Raw genomic sequence first — 18,861 nt, 5'->3', positions numbered from 1 at the left:
GATTTGGCTCCGCAAACCCGGCTCATTCGGGGTCCCGCCGGTGGACATTGCCGGCTTTGTCTGATACATCCGCGCGCTCAGGGTTAAGGGCTTGGCCTTTCGCCAGTCTTTCGCTTTACCAGAATTCAAATCCGACCAATTGAAAGAGGATGCCGCGTGCAGGTTCTCGTTCGCGATAACAATGTCGATCAAGCCCTCAAGGCGCTGAAGAAGAAGATGCAGCGCGAGGGTATCTTCCGCGAGATGAAGCTCCGCGGCCATTACGAAAAGCCCTCCGAAAAGAAGGCCCGTGAAAAGGCCGAAGCCGTGCGCCGCGCGCGCAAGCTGGCCCGCAAGAAGCTGCAGCGCGAAGGCCTGCTGCCGATGAAGCCGAAGCCGGTGTTCGGCGCCGGTCCCGGCGCAGAGCGCGGCGGTGCTGGTGGCCGTGGCGGCCCGGGCGCCGGTCCGCGCGGACCGCGCTGAGCCGAAAAACCACCGAATCGAATCCGACAGCGCGGGCCCTTGGGTCCGCGTTGTTGTTTTTGGTCAATGCATTTTCCGGCGCGGCGAGCTACCAATGCTGCACTAGCCGCGCGAGTATTCTGCAAAAATGGTCATTCCGGCGCCTTTTGTATTTTCCGAAATTGCGCGTTCCGGCAGCCGCACATCGGCGCTGATCGCGGTGCTCGCCATTACCCTTTGTGGATGCTCCTTCGATCTGAGTTTGTGGTCATCGTCGCCGGAGAAGGAGGCGCCTGCGAAGGCGGCCCCGGCGGAGACCGGCGCCGGCGACGCGCAGGCCGCCACCGCGCGGGCGCAGACGCTGGCAAAGTCTGGAAAAACCGAAGAGGCGCTGGCTGAGTTCGGCAAGGCGATCGCGATCGATCCTCACCATGCGGAAGCGCTGTACAACCGTGGCCTGCTCTACCAGCGGCAACGGCAGCATCAACTGGCGATCGACGATTTCAGCTCGGCCAACGGGCTGACGCCGCAGCGGGCCGAACCATTGCTCGGCCGCGCGATCAGTTACATCGCCATGGAAAGGTTCAAGGAAGCCGCGGCCGATCTCGACGAGGCCGTGCAGGCCGACCCGCAGAACGCGCAGGCCTGGAGCACGCGGGGGCTGGCCTATGAGCGCCTCGGAGACAAGGACAAGGCCAAGGCCTCCTATGCCCGGGCGCTGGCCATCCGTCCCAAGGACGAAGCCGCGCGAACCGGCCTGGCGCGCCTCGGCGGCTAGACCGGAACTATTTCGGCAATACCGCGTGGAACACCGATTTGGCCGCCGACAGCACGTCTTCGGCAACCGTGGTGCGTTCGCGGACCGCCGGCCCGGTGGCTTCGGCGCGCAGATCGAGCGGCCGCGAGGGGATCTCGGCCGGCGGTGTCGGGCGGCCCGGATCGTCGCTTCCCGCGGCCCCATATGGCGGCCTCGGCGAGGAGGCGGCCTGCGCATCGAGCGTCTCGTTGGGGGGCGGCGCGGAAACCATGATCGGCGGCGGCAGCGGCCGGACCGCGGGCGCAACGCGGGGCGCATCCGGGGTGCGGACGGCTTCCGGCGCACGCGCGGCATCCTGGACCCGTGGCGAAGCTTCGTTGCTGCCGCGCAGCCGATCGATCGCGGCGCGCGCAAGATCGTTGGCGTCGCGGCGCTCGTCGGCAGCGCTCGCGGCGTCAGCCGGCGGAGGCGTGGCAGGCGCCGACACCACCGGCGCGACAGCCGGGGCCGGCGCGGTCTTCGCGACGGTCCTTTCGCGCGGCGCAGGCTGATGCCGCCGCGGCTCGACCGGGATCGCGGCGGTCTCCGTCGGCTTTTCGACGATGTTTTCTGCAGGCTTTTCAGCGGCGGTCTTCTCGAGGATGGCTTTTTCGGAAATCCCCTTCGCCGTCACGCCGGGCCCCCGGACGTTGGCGAGATCGGAGGATGCCTCGGGCGCCTTGGGAGAAGCCTTGGCGGATGTCGTAGCAGATGACTTGGCGTCTGCCTTGGCGTCCGCCTTTGCAGCCTCGGGAGCTGCAGTCGAAACCACGGCGGCCGGGGTGTCCGCGCTTGGTTTGGCCACGATGTAATGATTGACGATGTAAGCCCCGATGACGGTCGCCGCCACCGACGGCAGAATGTCCACCGCAAACTTCGTCAGATACTTCTTCAGCATGCCGGCAACTCCCCGCACCGGTTTTGATGCGGGAACTTTGAGGCGCATTAAGGGATCAACTGCGACAGATCGGTGGCAATCGGCTGATCCGGCGCAACAATCCGTTCACAGCCGCGTCAGCCGGCCGGGGATCGCAAAGCGGCTCAGGTCGGTGCCAGGCCCGCCAGTCCCCTCGCCCCGGGGCGAGGGCCTAAGGCTTCAGCTCGACTTCCAGGAACACGATTTCGCTTGAGGTCTCGTTGAGCACGTCGTGCTCGACGCCGGCCTTGCGGAAATAGGATTTGCCTACCGCGAGCTGCGCCTTGGAGCGGTCGCCGTTGGGCGCCACGATGGTCATTTCGCCCGAGGTCACGGGAACGATGACATAATCCATCCCGTGGGTGTGATGGCCGGTGGCGCTGCCCGGTGCCAACCGCCACTCGGTGACGCGGACCTCCGGGGTATCGACCTGAACGTCCGATTTGGCGCTGATCATCGTTGGGTTCTCCAAGTCGCGGCGGACAGACTTTCAGGCATCCATACCGCACTCAATGCAGCTTGAGAACAGGCGCGACCGGCAGCAAGGTCAGCAGCAGAAACAGAGGTACCAGGATTGCGCCGGCCCGCAGCAGATAGCCGAAGAAACTCGGCATCCTGATCCCGCGTTCGGCCGCGATGGCCGCGACCATGAAGTTTGGCGCGTTTCCGATATAGGTCAGCGCGCCCATATAGACGGCGCCCATGGAAATCGCCGCCAGCGTTCCAGCAAGCTCGCCCATCAGTTCGCGCGCATCGCCGCCGGCAAGCTTGAAGAACAACAGATAGGTAGGCGCGTTATCGAGGAACGCCGACATCACCCCTGTGTACCAGAAATAGGCAACCTCATGCGGGGTACCGCCGCGGTCCGTCACCGCGGTGAGAAGCCAAGCGAAGGCGCCGTTCCGGCCGGCATCGAGCATGGCCAGCACCGGAATAATGGCCGTGAAGATGCCTGCGAACAGTTTGGCCACTTCCCTGATCGGCTCCCAGGTGAACCCGTTCGCCTCACGATGCTCGTCGTGCGTCCACCACAACGACAGCAATGCGATCGCGACCAGCAGCCCGTCGCGCATCAGATTCTGCAACTGCAGTCTGGTGCCGAGAATATCGACCGCAACGCCCGGGCGCCAGCTGGCCGACAGCAGGATGCAGCCGATGATGGCGGCTATCAGCACGACGTTGACGAAGCCGCGAATGCGAACCGGGTCTGCTGGTTCGATCCGGCCGTCGATCGGCTCACTTCGAAAGCGCCAAAGGTCGAACGCGACGAACATCGCCAGCAGCAGCCCGGCGACGATGGCGGTCTGGATCCAGAGATTCCTGGTGGTCCAGAAGAAATCAACGCCGTTCAGAAAGCCGATGAAGAGCGGCGGATCGCCCAACGGGCTCAATGCGCCGCCGACATTGGCGACGAGAATGATGAAGAAGATCATGACGTGAACGTTGTATCGGCGCGAGACATTGGCGCGGATCAACGGCCGGATCAGGATCATGGCAGCGCCGGTGGTGCCGACGATGCTGGCCATCGCGGTGCCGAGCGCGAGAATGGCTGCATTATTCCACGGCGTGCCCCTGATATCGCCGCTGACGAGAATGCCGCCTGCGACGGTGTAGAGGGCGAACAGCAGCACGATGAAGCTGAGATATTCGCCCAGCATGGCGTGAACGAACGCGGCCAGCATCACCGAACCGCCGGCCAGCCACGCGATCGACGCCAGCGCCGCAGCAGACCACGCCGCGGCGATCTTTCCATAGTGGGCGTGCCACAGTTTCGGAAACAGCAGCGGCCCGAGCGCAATCGACAGCAGCAGGCCGGCGAAGGGCAGCGCGAATGGCAACTTCATGGCCGCGCCGTCGAGCGTGGCTGCGTGCACGTCATGAGGCAGCATGACGAGTACCGAAGTGGCGAGCGTCAGGCCCCGCGCTTTCATGCCATCGCATCCATGGAGTTTGAGCGTTCGGCAGCCACTGTCGTCATAGCTTTGAACCACCGATGAATCGTCGCGCCGTTCCAAGCGCGCCAAAGCTGTCGAGATCGTTGTGGCCGCCTTCGGGGAACCGGACGAACCGCTTCGGTTCATGGGCGAGTGCAAACAGGCGCTCGCCGAAGGCTGTCGGGATCGTGAAGTCGCGGCCGCCGTGCATGATCAGGAGGGGGGCCGTTACCCGCGCGATGCGCTGGTCGGAGCGGAACGGATCCCGTATCATCAGGCGCATCGGGAAGATCGGAAGCAGCGAAGCGGCGACATCCGCGGTCGAGGTGTAAGGCGCCTCCAGGATCAGTTTTCCGACCGGTTGTTCCGCAGCCAGCGCCACCGCCACGCCGCTGCCGAGCGAAAAGCCCCAGGCGACTATTCTGTCGGCACTGTATCGCGCCGTGGTGAAGGAATAGGCCGCCGCAGCATCCCTCAGCAGCCCCTGCTCGCTCGGATGTCCGCTCGAGCCGGCATAGCCGCGAAAGGACAGCGCGACGATGCCGGTCCCGTCAGCGATGAGGTCGAGAAAGCGGCCGAAGAACCCGGCGAGGAAATCGCCGTTGCCGTGGAAATAGAGCACGACCGGATGTCCCGGTCTGGCCGGAACATGCCAGAGGATGACCTTCTCGCCGTCATCGGTGGTCAGCAGATGTTCTTCGGCCTGCGGAAAGCCTGCGGCTGCCGGCGGCGTGCGCGCGACCTGCGGAATCGGAAACAGGAACGACCGCTGCAGCAGGAACAGGGCGGCGAGGCCGCCGACATAGCCGACCGAAACGACGATCAGGAGCCATTTCAGGACGGTCATGCGCTCTCGTTGTTTGAGCTTACATCCCCTTGACGATGTTCTCGGTCATCTTCTTGGCGTCGCCGAGCAGCATCATGGTGTTGTCGCGGTAGAACAGCGGATTGTCGATGCCGGCATAGCCCGAGGCCAGCGAGCGCTTGATGAACATCACGGTGCCGGCCTTCCAGACCTGCAACACCGGCATGCCGTAGATCGGCGAGGTCTTGTCTTCCTCGGCCGCCGGATTGGTGACGTCGTTGGCGCCGATCACGAAGGCGACGTCGGCCTGGGCGAATTCGGAATTGATGTCCTCGAGTTCGAACACCTCGTCATAGGGCACGTTGGCTTCGGCCAGCAGCACGTTCATGTGGCCGGGCATGCGGCCCGCGACTGGGTGGATCGCGTATTTGACCTCGACGCCTTCCTTCTTGAGCTGATCCGCCATCTCGCGCAGCGCATGCTGCGCCTGCGCCACCGCCATGCCGTAGCCGGGCACGATGATGACCTTCTGCGCGTTCTTCATGATGAAGGCGGCATCGTCGGCCGAGCCCAGTTTCACCGGGCGCACTTCGCCGGTGCCACCGCCCGCGGCCGCGGTCTCGCCGCCGAAGCCGCCGAGGATGACCGAGATGAAGGAGCGGTTCATCGCGTGGCACATGATGTAGGACAGGATCGCGCCCGACGAGCCGACCAGCGCACCGGTGATGATCAGCGCCGAATTGCCGAGCGTGAAGCCGATGCCGGCGGCGGCCCAGCCGGAATAGGAGTTCAACATCGAGATCACGACCGGCATGTCGGCGCCGCCGATCGGAATGATCAGGAGCGCGCCGAGCACCAGCGCGATGATGGTGATGACCCAGAAGTCGACTGCGCTGCCGAACATCACGAGGCGGACGATGAACACCACCAGCGCCACGCCGAGCGCGATATTGATGAGGTGACGCGCGGGGAGGATGATCGGCGCGCCGCTCATGCGGCCCGACAGTTTCAGGAACGCAATCACCGAACCGGTGAAGGTCAGCGCGCCGATGGCGACGCCGAGTGACATTTCGACCAGGCTGGCGCCGTGGATATGGCCGGGCTTGCCGATGTCGAAGGCTTCGGGCGCATAGAACGCGCCGGCCGCCACCAGCACCGCGGCCATGCCGACCAGCGAGTGAAACGCCGCGACCAGTTCCGGCATCGAGGTCATCGGCACCCGGCGCGCGATCACGGCGCCGACGCCGCCACCGATGGCGACGCCTAGGATCACCAGCACCCAGGCAAGACCGTCCGCCGGCGGATGGCTCGCGAGCGTGGTCGCGACCGCGATCGCCATGCCGATCATGCCGAAGAAATTGCCCTGGCGGGATGAGGCGGGACTGGACAGCCCCCGCAGTGACAGGATGAACAGCACACCCGCCACGAGATACAGTACTGCAGCCAGATTGGCGTTCATCTCAGGTCCCCCATTGTCTTCGTCACCCCGAGGTGCACGCCGCTCACTTTGCCTTCTTCTTGTACATCGCCAGCATGCGCTGGGTGACAAGGAAGCCGCCGAAGATATTCACACAGGCGAAGACCAGCGCGACGAAGCCGAACCCGCGCGCCCAGCCGCTGCCGCTTGAGATCATGGGAACGCCGACCGCGAGCAGCGCGCCGACCACGATCACCGAGGAGATCGCATTGGTCACCGACATCAGTGGCGTATGCAGCGCCGGGGTCACCGACCACACCACGAAATAGCCGACGAACACGGCGAGCACGAAAATCGACAGCCGGAACACGAAGGGGTCGACGGCCTGCGCGATATGATCCATGGCGGCTCTCCTGTTAGCTCGTCATTCCGGGGCACGCCGCAGGCGTGAACCCGGAATCCAGAGATTGTCTTGCGGTCGAGATTCCGGGTTCGCCTGTTCGAGGCACCCCGGAATGACGAAGCGATTGCTGATCACGCGGTCTCATTCACGCGCTCTTCGGCTGGAAGTTCGGATGAATGACGGTGCCGTCCCTGGTCAGCGCGGTCGCCTTCACCAGTTCGTCGTCCCAGTTCACCGCGAGCGACTTGCTGGCCTTGTCGACGAGGGTCTCGATGAACGAAAACAGATTGCGCGCATAGAGGCTCGAGGCCGATGCCGCGACGCGGCCTGCGACATTGGTATAGCCGACGATCTTGACGCCGTCGGTATCGACCACTTCGCCGGCTTTGGCGCCCTCGACATTGCCGCCGCGCTCGACGGCGAGATCCACCAGCACCGAGCCGGGCTTCATCGACTTCACCATTTCCGCGCTGACGAGCTTCGGCGCCGGGCGGCCCGGGATCAGCGCCGTGGTGATGACGATGTCCTGCTTCTTGACGTGCTCGGCGGTCAGCGCGGCCTGCTTGGCCTGATACTCTTTCGACATTTCCTTTGCGTAGCCGCCGGCGGTCTGGGCGTTCTTGAATTCCTCATCCTCGACCGCGAGGAACTTGGCGCCGAGACTTTCGACCTGCTCCTTGGTGGCGGGCCGCACGTCGGTCGCGGTGACGACGGCGCCCAGCCGCCGCGCGGTCGCGATCGCCTGCAGGCCGGCAACGCCGACGCCCATCACGAACACCTTGGCCGCCGGGATGGTGCCGGCCGCCGTCATCATCATCGGAAAGGCGCGGCCGAAGGCTTCTGCCGCCTCGATCACGGCGCGGTAGCCGGCGAGATTGGCCTGGCTCGACAGCACGTCCATCACCTGGGCGCGGGTGATGCGCGGCATCAGTTCCATCGCGAATGCCGAGATGCCGGCCTCCGCCATCGCCTTCAGCGCGGCGTCGTTGCCGTAGGGGTCCATGATGGCGATCACCAGCGCGCCGCGCTTGTACCTGGCCAGTTCGGAAGCTTCGGGCCGCTTCACCTTGATGATGATGTCGGCGTCCTTCAGCGCGTCGGCGCTGACGGTGGCGCCGGCCGTGGTGAATTCGGAATCCGGCAGGCCCGACTTGATGCCCGCGCCCGGCTCGACCGCGATATCGACGCCCAACGCCCTATATTTTTTCACCGTGTCCGGCGAAGCGGCGACCCGCGGCTCGGATGGATCGATTTCCTTGGCGACGGCAATCTTCATGGGGCCTCCGGCGGCGCGAGCAGCACGCTGCGCAAGCAAACTAGCGCTTATTGCGCAAGGATGGATACCCGGTTTTGAGACCGGAAGGCGGGCAGTCTTTCCAATCGCCGCCGGGTGGCGGCGACCGGGCAGCGATCAGGTCAGGAAAATCGCCATCATGGCCACGATGAAGATGACGGCAGCGGTGCCGTACTTCACCAGCATGATGAAACCTTCATAGGTCTGCTCATGGGCCGGATAATCGTTGCCGTCGGCGGTCGTGTAGGCCACTTCGCTATGCTCTGCCATCGGTATCCCCAGTCAGGTTTCGGCTCTGGCGTGGCAATTACCGCAAACCACCCGGAAGGGCAACGGCGACCGGCGGTTTGTGCACCTCCGGCGGCCGTTACTTGCCCGGCTCGGCCGGCCAGTTGTCCCTGATCCAGCGGGTCAGGCTCTCCTCGCTGACCTCGCCGGCGGCGAGGGAGAGGATGATCGCTGTGGCGTGCGCCGGTTGAGGGTCAAAGGGGACGCCGTTCTTGAGCAAGAAAACCATCATGGCCATGAAAGCGATGCGTTTGTTGCCGTCGACAAAGGCGTGGTTTTTCGCCAGCCCAAATGCATAGGCAGCGGCAAGTTCGGCCATGTCCGATTGTTCGTAACGCCATTTGTTGATCGGACGTTCAAGGGCCGATCGAAGCATGCCTTCGTCGCGCAGGCCGGGGGCTCCACCGAAGCGACGCAACTGCCGGCTATGGATCGCGATGGCCTGCTCGTAGCTGACCCAAAGCGGCTCTTTCGGCTCGCTCACCTGGCGCTCCCGGTCATTTTGCAAGCGCCGCGAGCGTGTCCTTGTACTTGTCCATAATCTGGTCGGCGATTTCCATGGTCTTCTCGAAGTCGGGATCGTAGGGCATCGCCTGAAATCCCCCTCCAGCGAGCTCGGTGATGTGCAGTTCCTGGCCTCGCTTGAGGTCAAGCCGTTGCATCAACTCGCGGGGCAAGAGAAGGCCGTCGGAATTGCCGATCTTCTTGATTTCGATCTTCATTGGAAACCTGTTCTTTGAAGTTGGCACAGCTACCGCCGAGCTCGTTATACAATTGTATAACATGCTTTGCTGGTCTGTTCAACAAACGTTTTACGTTCGCCCAAGCCTCTCGCGAAAATACCTGGCAGCGTCGCGGTCGGAAACAGTTTCGGACGCTTCAGCGCCATCGCCCGAAAATCGTGCGCGGTACCGGCGGCCGGACCCGATACGCTCGAGCGAACGGCGAGCCCAGGCAATTGATCGGCTCATCGGCGCCGGAAACGCTGACCCGAAGCGCCTAATCGAGCACGAAGTCGAACCGGCCGGCGAGCCATCCCGCGTTCTTGGCCGTGCGCACCAGCAACTCGTGGCGAAAGAGGCCGTCGGAACGGTTCTGCGACTCGCCGGGGAAATAGAGCTGGGTGGTCAGCACGCGGCCGCCGCGCGGCTGCACCTTGACATGGATATGACGCGTGCGGCCGGCATAGGCGCCGGGCACAATGCTGCGCAGTCGATAGCGCCCTTCGGGGTCGGTGAACTGATGGCCGCGCAGGCGGAAGCCGGAATTGTCATACCGGCCTTTATCGTCGGCCTGCCAGAAATCCAGCAAGGCCCCGGCGTGCGGTTTACAGCCGCGGGACAGCACGAAGCCAACCAGTTCGATCGGCTGCCCCGCCATGCCCGTTTCGAGCAACTCGATCCGCTCCGGCGAGGACGGCTTGAAGAACGGCCCTTCGGTCTGCCGCAATGTTGCCTGGTCGCCGTCGTGGCAGGCGGGCGTGAGCGGAAGCGGAACCTCAGCGAGGCCGCTTTCGATCGCGAGCCATGAACCGGCCGCGAACACTCCCGCTCCGAGTACGGCGCGTCGCGTCGGCGTGTCGATCATGAGCGCGACCTCGTCAGCCCATGGTTTCCAGCTCGTCGATCATCCCCGAGATCACCGACAGTCCGCCGTCCCAGAATTTGGGATCCTTGGCGTCGAGCCCGAACGGTTTCAGCAGTTCGGAATAATGCTTGGTGCCGCCGGCCGCCAGCATCGCCAGATAGCGCTCGGCAAAGCCGCCTTGCGCGTTCTCATAGACCGCATAGAGCGAGTTCACCAGGCAATCGCCGAACGCATAGGCGTAGACGTAGAACGGCGAATGGATGAAGTGCGGGATGTACATCCAGAAATTCTCGTAGCCCGGCCGGATGTCGATCGCGGGTCCCAAGCTCTCGCCCTGCACGCTGAGCCAGATCTCGCCGATCCGCTCGGCGGTCAATTCGCCGTTCTTCCGTTCGGTGTGAATGGCGCGCTCGAACGAATAGAACGCGATCTGCCGCACCACGGTATTGATCATGTCCTCGACCTTGCCGGCGAGCAGCGCCTGGCGCTGCCTGGCGCTGCTGGTCTCCGCCAATAGCCGCTTGAAGGTCAGCATCTCGCCGAACACGCTGGCGGTTTCCGCCAGTGTCAGCGGCGTCGGCGCCATCAGCGCTCCATTTTTCGCCGCCAGCACCTGATGCACGCCATGACCGAGTTCATGGGCGAGCGTCATCACGTCGCGCGGCTTGCCCTGATAGTTCATCAGCACGTAGGGGTGCGCCGACGGCGTGGTCGGATGCGAGAACGCGCCCGGCGCCTTGCCCGGCCGCACCGGCGCGTCGATCCAGCGGTCGGTGAAGAAGCGCTCGGCAATCGCGGCCATCTCCGGCGAGAAGCCGCGATAGGCTGACAGCACCATGTTCCTCGCCTCGGGCCAGGCGATGCTGCCGGTGGTGGCAAACGGCAGCGGCGCGTTGCGATCCCAGTGCGCGAGCTTCTTCCTCTTGAACCAGCCGGCCTTGAGCCGATAGTAGCGATGCGACAGTTTTGGATAGGCCGATCGCACCGAGCCCGCCAATGCATCGACGACCTCGCGCTCGACGCGATTGGCGAGATGCCGGGAATCCGCGATATCCGCAAAGCCGCGCCAGCGGTCGGAAATCTCCTTGTCCTTGGCGAGCGTATTGGTAATCAGCGCAAAGGTCCGCTCATTGGCCTTGAAGGTCTTCGCCAGCGCCTGCCCCGCCGCCTTGCGCTTGGCCGGGGCGCGGTCCTGCAGCAGGTTCAGCGTCGGCTCGATCGCCAGTTCCTTGCCTCCGACCTTGAAGCGCAGTCCCGAGATGGTCTGATCGAACAGCCGGTTCCAGGCGGCATAGCCGCTCTGGGATTTTTCGTGGAACAGCTGCTCGACGCGATCCTCGAGTTGATACGGCTTGTCCTTGCGCAGATCCTCGATCCACGGGCGATAGTGCCCGAGTTCGGACGTCGCCATCGCGCGTTCGATCACCGCATCGTCGACGCGGTTGAGTTCGAGCGCGAAGAACAACAGATGCACCGACGCATTGGTCAGCCGCTCCGAAACGTCGCCGTAGAATTTCGTGATCGCAGGATCGACGCTGTCGCCGGCATGAATCAGGCCGGCATAGGACCCAAGGCGGCCGGCGAGATCGTCGATCGCCTCGTAGCGCCTGACCGCTCCGGCAAGCCATTTGCCGCCGTCGTCCCTGGCCGCCCCTTCCGCGAGCTTGCCTTTGTAGTCGGTCTCAAACGCGACGCATTCGGCATCCATCTTTTGCAGGTCACGGACGATTTCAGGCGCGTCGATCCCGGAATAGAGATCGGCCAGATTCCATTCCGGCAGTTTGCCGGGCTTGGCTGCGGCCTTCGGCCCGACCTTGGATTTGGCCGCGGATTTCGTGGCGGTCGATTTGCGTTGAGCGGTCGATTTGCGAAGGGCGGACGAGGAGCGCGAGGTCATCTTGCTGGAAACCTGTGTTCAACCGGAGAAATGGCGGCTTTGGAATGGATGCGGGACGGCAAGGTTTAAGCGGGCGTTAATCGGCATCGGCGAGAGTGCCCCGATTCGAGACAGATAGTTGTAACGTGCGGGGAAAGCCATGGCTGCGACCATTTTGATTGCCGATGACGATGCGGTGGCGCGCCGCCTGGTCGAAAACATGGTGCAGAAATGCGGCTACGAGACGGTCGTGGTCGAAAGCGGCGATGCCGCGGTCGCCGCGCTGACCGCGCCGGACGCCCAAGCCATCGACGCCGTCGTGCTCGACCTGGTCATGCCCGGCCTCGACGGCATGGGCGTGCTGGCCAAAATCCGCGAAGCCGGCCTCAACGTCCCCGTCATCGTGCAGACCGCCCATGGCGGCATCGACAATGTGGTGTCGGCAATGCGCGCCGGCGCCCAGGACTTCGTGGTCAAGCCGGTCGGGATCGAGCGGCTGCAGGTCAGCTTGCGCAACGCGCTCAACGCCAGCGCGCTGAAAGGCGAATTGCAGCGCATCCGCCACAGCAAGGAAGGCCGGCTGACCTTCGCCGACATCGTCACCCGCAGCGAGACCATGGCGGCCGTGCTGCGCACCGCGCAAAAGGCCGCCGCCTCGACCATTCCGGTGCTGATCGAAGGCGAATCCGGCGTCGGCAAGGAGCTGTTCGCCCGCGCCATCCATGGCAGCGGCGAACGCAAGTCGAAGCCGTTCGTGGCCGTCAATTGCGGCGCGATCCCCGACAATCTCGTGGAGTCGATCCTGTTCGGCCACGAGAAGGGCGCCTTTACCGGCGCCACCGAGCGCCACACCGGCAAGTTCGTCGAAGCCAGCGGCGGCACGCTGTTCCTCGACGAGGTCGGCGAATTGCCGCTGGCCGCCCAGGTGAAACTGCTGCGCGCGCTGCAGGAGGGCGCGGTCGAGGCGGTCGGTGGGCGCAAGCCGGTCAAGGTCGACGTCCGCATCATCTCCGCCACCAACCGCAGGCTGCTCGACCAGGTCAAGCACGGCAAGTTTCGCGAAGACCTGTTCTATCGCCTGCACGTGCTGCCGCTGACGATCCCGCCGTTGCGCGCGCGGCGCGAGGACATTCCGCATCTGCTGCGGCATTTCCTGGCGCGGTTCTGCGCCGAGGAAAATCGCCCGATCACCGGCATCAGCGGCGAGGCGATGGCGCACCTTTCGCAGCTCGAATGGCCCGGCAATATCCGCCAGCTTGAGAACGCAGTCTATCGCGCCGTGGTCATGAGCGACCACGACCAGCTCGGCCTGGCCGATTTTCCGCAAAGCGCGGCGCAGTCGCCTTCGGCGCCGGACCCACACCAGCATGCCGAGCCCCTGATCGTCAGTCCGGCTTTCCATTCGACGGTGCCCGCGATGGTATCCGGTAATGAAATACCTATCGCTCCGCTCCCGTCCACGGGCACGCTGGCGATGCTGACGAGCGCCGGCGAGATGCGGCCGCTGGAGGAGATGGAGAACGAGATCATCCGCTTCGCGATCTCGCATTACCGCGGCCAGATGTCCGAGGTGGCGCGGCGCTTGAAAATCGGCCGCTCGACGCTCTACCGCAAGCTCGATGAGGCCGCCGCAAACGATCCGGCCACCGGCGGCGCGAGCGAGGCAAACTAGACGCAGGTCCGATTGTGGCGATCAGGTGTCCGCGAAACAGCCCAAGAACATTCAGGAACATCGGCTATTCCAGAACCTTTGAACCGTTGCCTGACGGTGACAGACAAAGGGAAAAGACCGTGGCAAAAGGGCGCAATCCGTTGCAAAGGGGGTTCTTTGAAGTCAGTTTGTCGTGACTTGCCCCGGGTGGCGCTGGCTGCATCAACGGGGCGCATGTATCGTCTGCGTATGAATCGTAGCGTGCAGGCGTAGCAACTGGAGAGACCTGGAACACGTTCAGGAGCGAACTGATCACGTCACTGAATGTTGCTTCCGAACCAACAAGGCCGGCGCTTTAGCGAAAGCTGTACGGACGATATCAGAACTGCTCCATGCCGGGGCGGTTTCGCCCAAGGGGTGTGACGATGCGTGACTGTTCGAAGAACCGTGCTGGATATGACCGCGTGCTGATGGCTGTCGCGGCGACCTTCCTCACGGTATCCGCGACCTCGGCACTGGCTCAGGGCGGTCCCCGCAGCAGCGCCGCGGAACTCGCGATCGATGCGGCGATCCCGCGTCCCGAACCCGCCAACGTACCACCCCCGACCGCCGCCGATTTCAAGCTGGACTCCACCGCCTCGGTGCCCGATGCGGCCAAGGCCACCGAGCCCAAGACGACCACCGAGAAGACCGCCGAACCGAAACCGTCGGATACCGCGACCGCTCCCGCCGCGACGCCGCCGGCTGCGGCCGCCGCAGTGCCGGCCGCCGAGCCCGTCAAGGCCGCAAGCAACGTTCCGCCCGCGGACCAGCCGGTCGCCGACAAATTGCGCGACATGCTGGGCGCGAAATCGCTGCGCTATTTCGACCGCAAGGCCGAACGTGCCGCTGTCGAGAAGTTCTACACCGCGCGCGAATACGCACCGGTCTGGACGCAAGCCGGTGCCCTGACCGCCGGTGGCAAGGGCGTCATTGCGCGGCTCAAGGATGCTGCCGCCGAGGGCCTGAACGCCGCCGATTATCCGGTGCCGGATTTCGCCGCCGCGGCCACGCCGGACGCGCTTGCCGAAGCCGAGTTGAAGCTGACCGCCAGCATGCTGGACTACGCGCGCCAGGCGCAGAGCGGCCGGATGCACTGGTCGCAGGTCTCGGGCGACATCCTCTATCCCGAGCATCCGACCGACCCCGCCGAAGTGCTGGCGAATGTCACAGCAGCCAAGGACGCATCGGCAGCGCTCGCGGGCTACAACCCGCCGCACAAGCTCTACAAGGAATTGAAGGCCAAGCTCGCCGAATTGCGCGGCCAGGGCGACGGACCGGTGATGCAGATCGCCGAAGGCGCGCCGCTGGCGTTCAAGGCAGCCACCAAGAAGCAGCCAGCAGTCACGCCGGAAGATCCGCGGGTGCCGCAACTGCGCGCCAAGCTCGGCATCACCGAAAACCCCGACGACACCCATTACGACGCCAAGGTCGCCGAAGCCGTGCGCAAGTTCCAGGCAGGCGCCGACCTCAAGGCCACCGGCGTACTCGACGACAAGACCGTCAAGGCGATCAACAGCCCGAAGCGCGACCGACAGATCGATACCGTGATCGTCAACATGGAGCGCTGGCGCTGGCTGCCGCGCCAGCTCGGCGTCGCTTCGCTGAACAACGCCTATGTCATTCTCAACATCCCCGACTTCACGCTCAAGGTGATGCAGGGCGGCGCGCCGGTCTGGACCACCCGCGTGGTGACCGGCAAGCCGGGATCGCACGCCACCCCGATGCTGACCGAGACGATGAAGTTCATCACGGTCAACCCGACCTGGAACGTGCCGCCATCGATCATCTACAACGAATACTTGCCGGCGCTGCAGCAGGATCCGACCGTGCTGCAACGCATGGGCCTGCGGCTCGAGCGCGCCCGTGACGGCAGCATCCACATTTCGCAGCCGCCCGGCGAAGCCAATGCGCTCGGCCGCATCCGTTTCAACTTCCCGAACAAGTTCCTGGTCTATCAGCACGACACGCCGGACAAGCATCTGTTCGCCAAGGAAGAGCGCGCCTTCAGCCATGGCTGCATGCGGGTGCAGAATCCGGATCAGTACGCCGCGACCCTGCTCAACATCGTGATGCCGAACGACAAATACACGCCGGAAAAGATCCGCAGCATGTACGGCCGCAGCGAGATCGACCTGAAATTCCCGACCCCGCTGCCGGTCAACATCACCTACCAGACCGCGTTCGTGGACGACGCCGGCAAGCTGCAATTGCGCAAGGACCTCTATGGCCGCGACGCGCAGATGCTGGCCCTGCTCAAGAACTCCAGGAACAGGGATCTGGAGAACGTCGTCGCGCATGCCAATCCGAGCTATGCCCGGCCCAGCGGATCGGCACTGCCGTCCAACGTCGCCTTCAACAACGACTTCGGCAGCTCGTCAGGACCGTCGTTCTTCGAGCGGCTGTTCGGCGGACCGTCCACGCCGCCGGCCCCGGTCGGCCGTCCGCAACAGCGCCGGGTGATCACCCGCTGATCGCTTCGGTCTTTTGCGATTTTTGTAAATTCTTAAACGAAATCAACGATCTCTCCTGACGGGAGAGATCGTTTACGTTAACCATTCTCCACCTGGATTTAACCTGTGGGCACTTTTTCGCCACACTCGACGGGTTAGGTTAAGCCGACTTGGGGGGTGGGACTAAAATCTCAAATAACCCACCCAGCGTTAAGACTGCGTTAACCCTCTTCCGCCACACGGGGTAGCGGAAGAGTTCCTCGATCGGTCGTCCTCTGGGTGGGCTCATTCGTGCTGTCTGGTTTCGCACGCCAATTCAATTCGCTGTCGTTTCCGAAGGCCGGGTGTCATGCCGGGCTGACATCCCTTTTGCTCCTGGCGGGAGCCGGGGCGGTGCAGGACGCGACCGCGCTCAACGAAACCCGCACCCTCTCGTTCCACCACACCCATTCCGATGAAGACCTGACCGTCACCTTCAAGCGCGACGGGCGCTACGACGAAGAAGCGCTGAAAAAACTCAATCACTTCCTCCGCGACTGGCGCAGCCAGGACCACACCACGATGGATCGTCGCCTGTTCGACATCCTCTGGGAAGTCAACCGCGACGTCGACGGCAAGAAGCCCATCAACATCATCTCATCCTACCGCTCCCCCGCCACCAACGCGATGCTCCGCCGCCGCTCCTCAGGGGTGGCGCGCTTCAGCCAGCACATGCTCGGCCACGCGATCGATTTCTACATCCCGGAAGTGCCGCTCGAGCAGATTCGCTACGCCGGCCTTCGCCTGCAACGCGGCGGCGTCGGCTTCTATCCCACCTCGGGATCGCCCTTCGTCCATCTCGACACCGGCAGCATCCGTCACTGGCCGCGCATGAACCACGACCAGCTGGCCCGCGTCTTCCCGAACGGCCGCACCGTGCATGTTCCTTCGGACGGCAAGCCGCTCAAGGGATATGAGCTCGCACTCGCCGACGTCGAGAAGCGTGGCAATGGCGATGACGTCTCGAGCAAGAGCAAGCCCGGGCTGTTCGCCGCCCTGTTCAAGAGCAAGTCGAACGACGAGGATGACGAGGGCGCCAGCGCTCCCGCCGCCCGCGAGAAGGCCGCTCCGGCCAGCGTAGTGGCGTCAGCCGCTCCTGCCAAAGCCGCCGACCCCGTGCCGGTGCCGCGCGCCAAGCCCGCCGCATCGACGCTGCAGCTCGCCTCGGCCGACGCCCAGATCGTCCAGCCGTCGAAACCGAAGCAGACCGCTTCGGCTGAGAAGACGACCGAACCGAAGCCGCAGACGCCCGCCGACATCATCAACGCCCGCGGCTTCTGGGATGCAGCGCCGAAGCAGGCCACGCCCGAGCAGGTCGCCGCCATCAACGCCCGCAAGGCCGTCAATTCCGCCGACCCGCAATCGACCGCCAGCGTTTCCGAAGCCTTCAAGAAGGCGCTGGCCTATGCGCCGGCGGCTTCCTCGCCGGTCGACCGTACCAATATCGTGGCAGCCAGCGCGCCGATCCCCCGCAGCGCCCGCCCGGCCCCCCGCAATCCGGCGGCCGCGACGACGATCGATACGGTGGCGGTCAAGGGAGCGCAGGGGCAGCCCGGCCTGATCGCGACCTCGACGCGGATCGCGGCTTTCAAGGGCAACGACATCTGGATGCGCGCCATGATCCTGGCGCCGAGCGCGAGCACGTCGATGTCCGCGACCGTGCTGGGCGACGCCGACATGACGATCATGCGCGCTTATTTCGTCAAGCCGCAGGCGATCGTCGCCATGAGCTTCTCGGACGATCCGCAGCTGGGCCTGGTCACCGACCGGTTTACCGGATCGGTCACCGCGAAGCTCGCGACCCAGTCGTTCGTGATGCGGACCGCTTCGCTGCGCTGAGCGCTCGTCGAACGCGGTCGCAGGCGTAACTCTTTCCACATATTCGGTGTCGTCCTCGCGAACGCGAGGACCCATACGCCGTGTCCTGTCGTTGGCGTACGGTGTCAGACACCTGCTGCCATTGGAAAGGCCGCGGATTTTGGGCCCCTGCTTTCGCAGGGGCGACGAGAGCTGAGTTTGCTCGGAAGGGGCTAACGCCTCACAGCATCCCCAGCGCCTGCATGTAGGTTTCCAGGATGGTTTCCTGTTCGGCGCGCTCGTTGGCGTCCTGCTTGCGCAAGCGAACGATGGTGCGCAGCGCCTTGACGTCGAAGCCGTTGCCCTTGGCTTCCGCATAGACGTCGCGGATGTCGTCCGAGATGGTCTTCTTTTCCTCTTCCAGCCGCTCGATGCGCTCGATGATGGCCTTGAGCTGGTCTTTCGCGAATTTGGTCGCGGGTTCTTCCTTGACGGCAGCGGCAGTAGTGGCCATCGGGTACTCCTGAATGAACTGATGGTTGAGGTGTGGGGAGAAGCGCCGCACGCTGATCCACGCACCGCATCCCGAAAATGACCCTCAAGAGTGGCGCGCCTTGCGTCAAGGCACCATCGCGCTCATCCACAGCGCGCCCACAGGAGAAAGATTCCCGTTCTCTCTCATCGTCATGCCCGGCCTTGTGCCGGGCATCCACGTCTTGGCAGGCGAGCCGCAAGAAAGACGTGGATGGCCGGGACAAGGCCCGGCCATGACGGAAAATCGAATGGATGAGAAGAAGAACCTGAGGAAAGCTTAGTGCCCGTGCCCGCCATGGGCTTTCTTCATCGCCTCGAGCTGCTCGGGCGTGGCCTTGCCCTGATAGGTCGACTTCCAGGTCTCGTAGGGCATGCCGTAGACGGCCTCGCGGCTCTCGTCCCGGGTCATCTCCGCTCCCTTGGCGTCGGCCTCTTCCTTGAGCCAGTTGGACAGGCAGTTGCGGCAGAAGCCGGCCAGATTCATCAGGTCGATGTTCTGGACGTCGGTGCGGGAGCGCAGATGCGCGACCAGCCGCCGGAAGGCCGCCGCTTCGAGTTCCGTTCTGGTCTTGTCATCAATCGCCATGGCCG

Annotated in this window: 19 protein-coding genes; 5 read left to right on the top strand and 14 right to left on the bottom strand. The window is 64.2% G+C overall.

Annotated features, from left to right (window positions below; genetic code table 11):
• Window positions 1-156 precede the first annotated feature (156 nt).
• Window positions 157-462, top strand: a complete 306-nt coding sequence (gene rpsU, locus KMZ68_RS05165) for a 30S ribosomal protein S21 (RefSeq protein ID WP_079564913.1) — start codon at window positions 157-159, stop codon at window positions 460-462.
• A 241-nt stretch (window positions 463-703) separates the two neighbouring features.
• Window positions 704-1,219 (top strand): tetratricopeptide repeat protein, encoded by a 516-nt coding sequence (locus KMZ68_RS05160; protein WP_249779525.1) that lies wholly within the window; start codon window positions 704-706, stop codon window positions 1,217-1,219.
• A 7-nt stretch (window positions 1,220-1,226) separates the two neighbouring features.
• Here KMZ68_RS05160 and KMZ68_RS05155 read toward each other — a convergent pair whose 3' ends face one another.
• The 12 genes from KMZ68_RS05155 to KMZ68_RS05100 all read right to left on the bottom strand — a co-directional run bounded on the left by KMZ68_RS05155 (window position 1,227) and on the right by KMZ68_RS05100 (window position 11,778).
• Window positions 1,227-2,135 carry a hypothetical protein gene (locus tag KMZ68_RS05155; RefSeq protein WP_371741414.1) on the bottom strand — a complete coding sequence of 303 codons (909 nt, stop codon included), beginning with the start codon at window positions 2,133-2,135 and terminating at the stop codon, window positions 1,227-1,229.
• A 190-nt stretch (window positions 2,136-2,325) separates the two neighbouring features.
• Window positions 2,326-2,610 carry a cupin domain-containing protein gene (locus tag KMZ68_RS05150; RefSeq protein WP_215614791.1) on the bottom strand — a complete coding sequence of 95 codons (285 nt, stop codon included), beginning with the start codon at window positions 2,608-2,610 and terminating at the stop codon, window positions 2,326-2,328.
• Between the two features lie 52 nt (window positions 2,611-2,662).
• Complete coding sequence (locus KMZ68_RS05145; RefSeq protein ID WP_249779524.1) at window positions 2,663-4,084, bottom strand: sodium:proton antiporter; 1,422 nt, start codon at window positions 4,082-4,084, stop codon at window positions 2,663-2,665.
• A 43-nt stretch (window positions 4,085-4,127) separates the two neighbouring features.
• Window positions 4,128-4,934 carry an alpha/beta hydrolase gene (locus KMZ68_RS05140; protein WP_215614790.1) on the bottom strand — a complete coding sequence of 269 codons (807 nt, stop codon included), beginning with the start codon at window positions 4,932-4,934 and terminating at the stop codon, window positions 4,128-4,130.
• 19 nt (window positions 4,935-4,953) lie between these two features.
• Window positions 4,954-6,351: an NAD(P)(+) transhydrogenase (Re/Si-specific) subunit beta gene (locus KMZ68_RS05135; protein ID WP_215614789.1), complete on the bottom strand. Its 1,398-nt coding sequence runs from the start codon at window positions 6,349-6,351 to the stop codon at window positions 4,954-4,956.
• 43 nt (window positions 6,352-6,394) lie between these two features.
• Window positions 6,395-6,712 (bottom strand): proton-translocating transhydrogenase family protein, encoded by a 318-nt coding sequence (locus KMZ68_RS05130; RefSeq protein WP_215605028.1) that lies wholly within the window; start codon window positions 6,710-6,712, stop codon window positions 6,395-6,397.
• A gap of 145 nt (window positions 6,713-6,857) precedes the next feature.
• On the bottom strand, window positions 6,858-7,988 hold the full coding sequence (locus tag KMZ68_RS05125) for a Re/Si-specific NAD(P)(+) transhydrogenase subunit alpha (protein ID WP_215614788.1): 1,131 nt from the start codon (window positions 7,986-7,988) through the stop codon (window positions 6,858-6,860).
• A 135-nt stretch (window positions 7,989-8,123) separates the two neighbouring features.
• Window positions 8,124-8,276 carry an aa3-type cytochrome c oxidase subunit IV gene (locus KMZ68_RS05120; protein ID WP_215614787.1) on the bottom strand — a complete coding sequence of 51 codons (153 nt, stop codon included), beginning with the start codon at window positions 8,274-8,276 and terminating at the stop codon, window positions 8,124-8,126.
• A 97-nt stretch (window positions 8,277-8,373) separates the two neighbouring features.
• Window positions 8,374-8,778, bottom strand: a complete 405-nt coding sequence (locus KMZ68_RS05115) for a type II toxin-antitoxin system death-on-curing family toxin (RefSeq protein ID WP_215614786.1) — start codon at window positions 8,776-8,778, stop codon at window positions 8,374-8,376.
• Window positions 8,779-8,791: 13 nt separating this feature from the next.
• On the bottom strand, window positions 8,792-9,016 hold the full coding sequence (locus KMZ68_RS05110; protein WP_215605024.1) for an AbrB/MazE/SpoVT family DNA-binding domain-containing protein: 225 nt from the start codon (window positions 9,014-9,016) through the stop codon (window positions 8,792-8,794).
• 277 nt (window positions 9,017-9,293) lie between these two features.
• Window positions 9,294-9,881 carry a dioxygenase family protein gene (locus tag KMZ68_RS05105; protein WP_215614785.1) on the bottom strand — a complete coding sequence of 196 codons (588 nt, stop codon included), beginning with the start codon at window positions 9,879-9,881 and terminating at the stop codon, window positions 9,294-9,296.
• A 13-nt stretch (window positions 9,882-9,894) separates the two neighbouring features.
• Window positions 9,895-11,778, bottom strand: coding sequence for a M3 family oligoendopeptidase (locus KMZ68_RS05100; protein ID WP_215614784.1), 1,884 nt, complete (start codon window positions 11,776-11,778; stop codon window positions 9,895-9,897).
• Between the two features lie 139 nt (window positions 11,779-11,917).
• On the opposite strand from KMZ68_RS05100, the gene KMZ68_RS05095 reads away from it, so the two are divergent.
• The 3 genes from KMZ68_RS05095 to KMZ68_RS05085 all read left to right on the top strand — a co-directional run bounded on the left by KMZ68_RS05095 (window position 11,918) and on the right by KMZ68_RS05085 (window position 17,778).
• On the top strand, window positions 11,918-13,429 hold the full coding sequence (locus tag KMZ68_RS05095) for a sigma-54-dependent transcriptional regulator (RefSeq protein ID WP_215614783.1): 1,512 nt from the start codon (window positions 11,918-11,920) through the stop codon (window positions 13,427-13,429).
• Window positions 13,430-13,833: 404 nt separating this feature from the next.
• A complete protein-coding gene (locus KMZ68_RS05090) occupies window positions 13,834-15,921 on the top strand; it encodes a L,D-transpeptidase family protein (RefSeq protein WP_215614782.1) in 2,088 nt (695 codons plus the stop codon).
• Window positions 15,922-16,179: 258 nt separating this feature from the next.
• Entirely contained in the window at window positions 16,180-17,778 is a 1,599-nt protein-coding gene (locus KMZ68_RS05085; protein ID WP_215614781.1) for a DUF882 domain-containing protein, read from the top strand.
• A 199-nt stretch (window positions 17,779-17,977) separates the two neighbouring features.
• Here KMZ68_RS05085 and KMZ68_RS05080 read toward each other — a convergent pair whose 3' ends face one another.
• Window positions 17,978-18,250, bottom strand: coding sequence for a DUF2312 domain-containing protein (locus KMZ68_RS05080; protein ID WP_215605018.1), 273 nt, complete (start codon window positions 18,248-18,250; stop codon window positions 17,978-17,980).
• A 297-nt stretch (window positions 18,251-18,547) separates the two neighbouring features.
• Window positions 18,548-18,856 (bottom strand): DUF1244 domain-containing protein, encoded by a 309-nt coding sequence (locus tag KMZ68_RS05075; RefSeq protein WP_215614780.1) that lies wholly within the window; start codon window positions 18,854-18,856, stop codon window positions 18,548-18,550.
• Window positions 18,857-18,861 lie beyond the last annotated feature (5 nt).

This window comes from Bradyrhizobium sediminis (assembly GCF_018736105.1).
Classification (GTDB): Bacteria; Pseudomonadota; Alphaproteobacteria; order Rhizobiales; family Xanthobacteraceae; genus Bradyrhizobium.
This window is presented reverse-complemented; position numbering and strand designations above follow the sequence as displayed.

Bases quoted from the DNA above. Each gene is read 5' to 3' on its own strand.
- KMZ68_RS05155 (WP_371741414.1), bottom strand. From the start codon at position 2,135: ATGCTGAAGAAGTATCTGACGAAGTTTGCGGTGGACATTCTGCCGTCG.
- KMZ68_RS05150 (WP_215614791.1), bottom strand. From the start codon at position 2,610: ATGATCAGCGCCAAATCGGACGTTCAGGTCGATACCCCGGAGGTCCGC.
- KMZ68_RS05145 (WP_249779524.1), bottom strand. From the start codon at position 4,084: ATGAAAGCGCGGGGCCTGACGCTCGCCACTTCGGTACTCGTCATGCTG.
- KMZ68_RS05140 (WP_215614790.1), bottom strand. From the start codon at position 4,934: ATGACCGTCCTGAAATGGCTCCTGATCGTCGTTTCGGTCGGCTATGTC.
- KMZ68_RS05135 (WP_215614789.1), bottom strand. From the start codon at position 6,351: ATGAACGCCAATCTGGCTGCAGTACTGTATCTCGTGGCGGGTGTGCTG.
- KMZ68_RS05130 (WP_215605028.1), bottom strand. From the start codon at position 6,712: ATGGATCATATCGCGCAGGCCGTCGACCCCTTCGTGTTCCGGCTGTCG.
- KMZ68_RS05125 (WP_215614788.1), bottom strand. From the start codon at position 7,988: ATGAAGATTGCCGTCGCCAAGGAAATCGATCCATCCGAGCCGCGGGTC.
- KMZ68_RS05120 (WP_215614787.1), bottom strand. From the start codon at position 8,276: ATGGCAGAGCATAGCGAAGTGGCCTACACGACCGCCGACGGCAACGAT.
- KMZ68_RS05110 (WP_215605024.1), bottom strand. From the start codon at position 9,016: ATGAAGATCGAAATCAAGAAGATCGGCAATTCCGACGGCCTTCTCTTG.
- KMZ68_RS05105 (WP_215614785.1), bottom strand. From the start codon at position 9,881: ATGATCGACACGCCGACGCGACGCGCCGTACTCGGAGCGGGAGTGTTC.
- KMZ68_RS05100 (WP_215614784.1), bottom strand. From the start codon at position 11,778: ATGACCTCGCGCTCCTCGTCCGCCCTTCGCAAATCGACCGCTCAACGC.
- KMZ68_RS05095 (WP_215614783.1), top strand. From the start codon at position 11,918: ATGGCTGCGACCATTTTGATTGCCGATGACGATGCGGTGGCGCGCCGC.
- KMZ68_RS05090 (WP_215614782.1), top strand. From the start codon at position 13,834: ATGCGTGACTGTTCGAAGAACCGTGCTGGATATGACCGCGTGCTGATG.
- KMZ68_RS05080 (WP_215605018.1), bottom strand. From the start codon at position 18,250: ATGGCCACTACTGCCGCTGCCGTCAAGGAAGAACCCGCGACCAAATTC.
- KMZ68_RS05075 (WP_215614780.1), bottom strand. From the start codon at position 18,856: ATGGCGATTGATGACAAGACCAGAACGGAACTCGAAGCGGCGGCCTTC.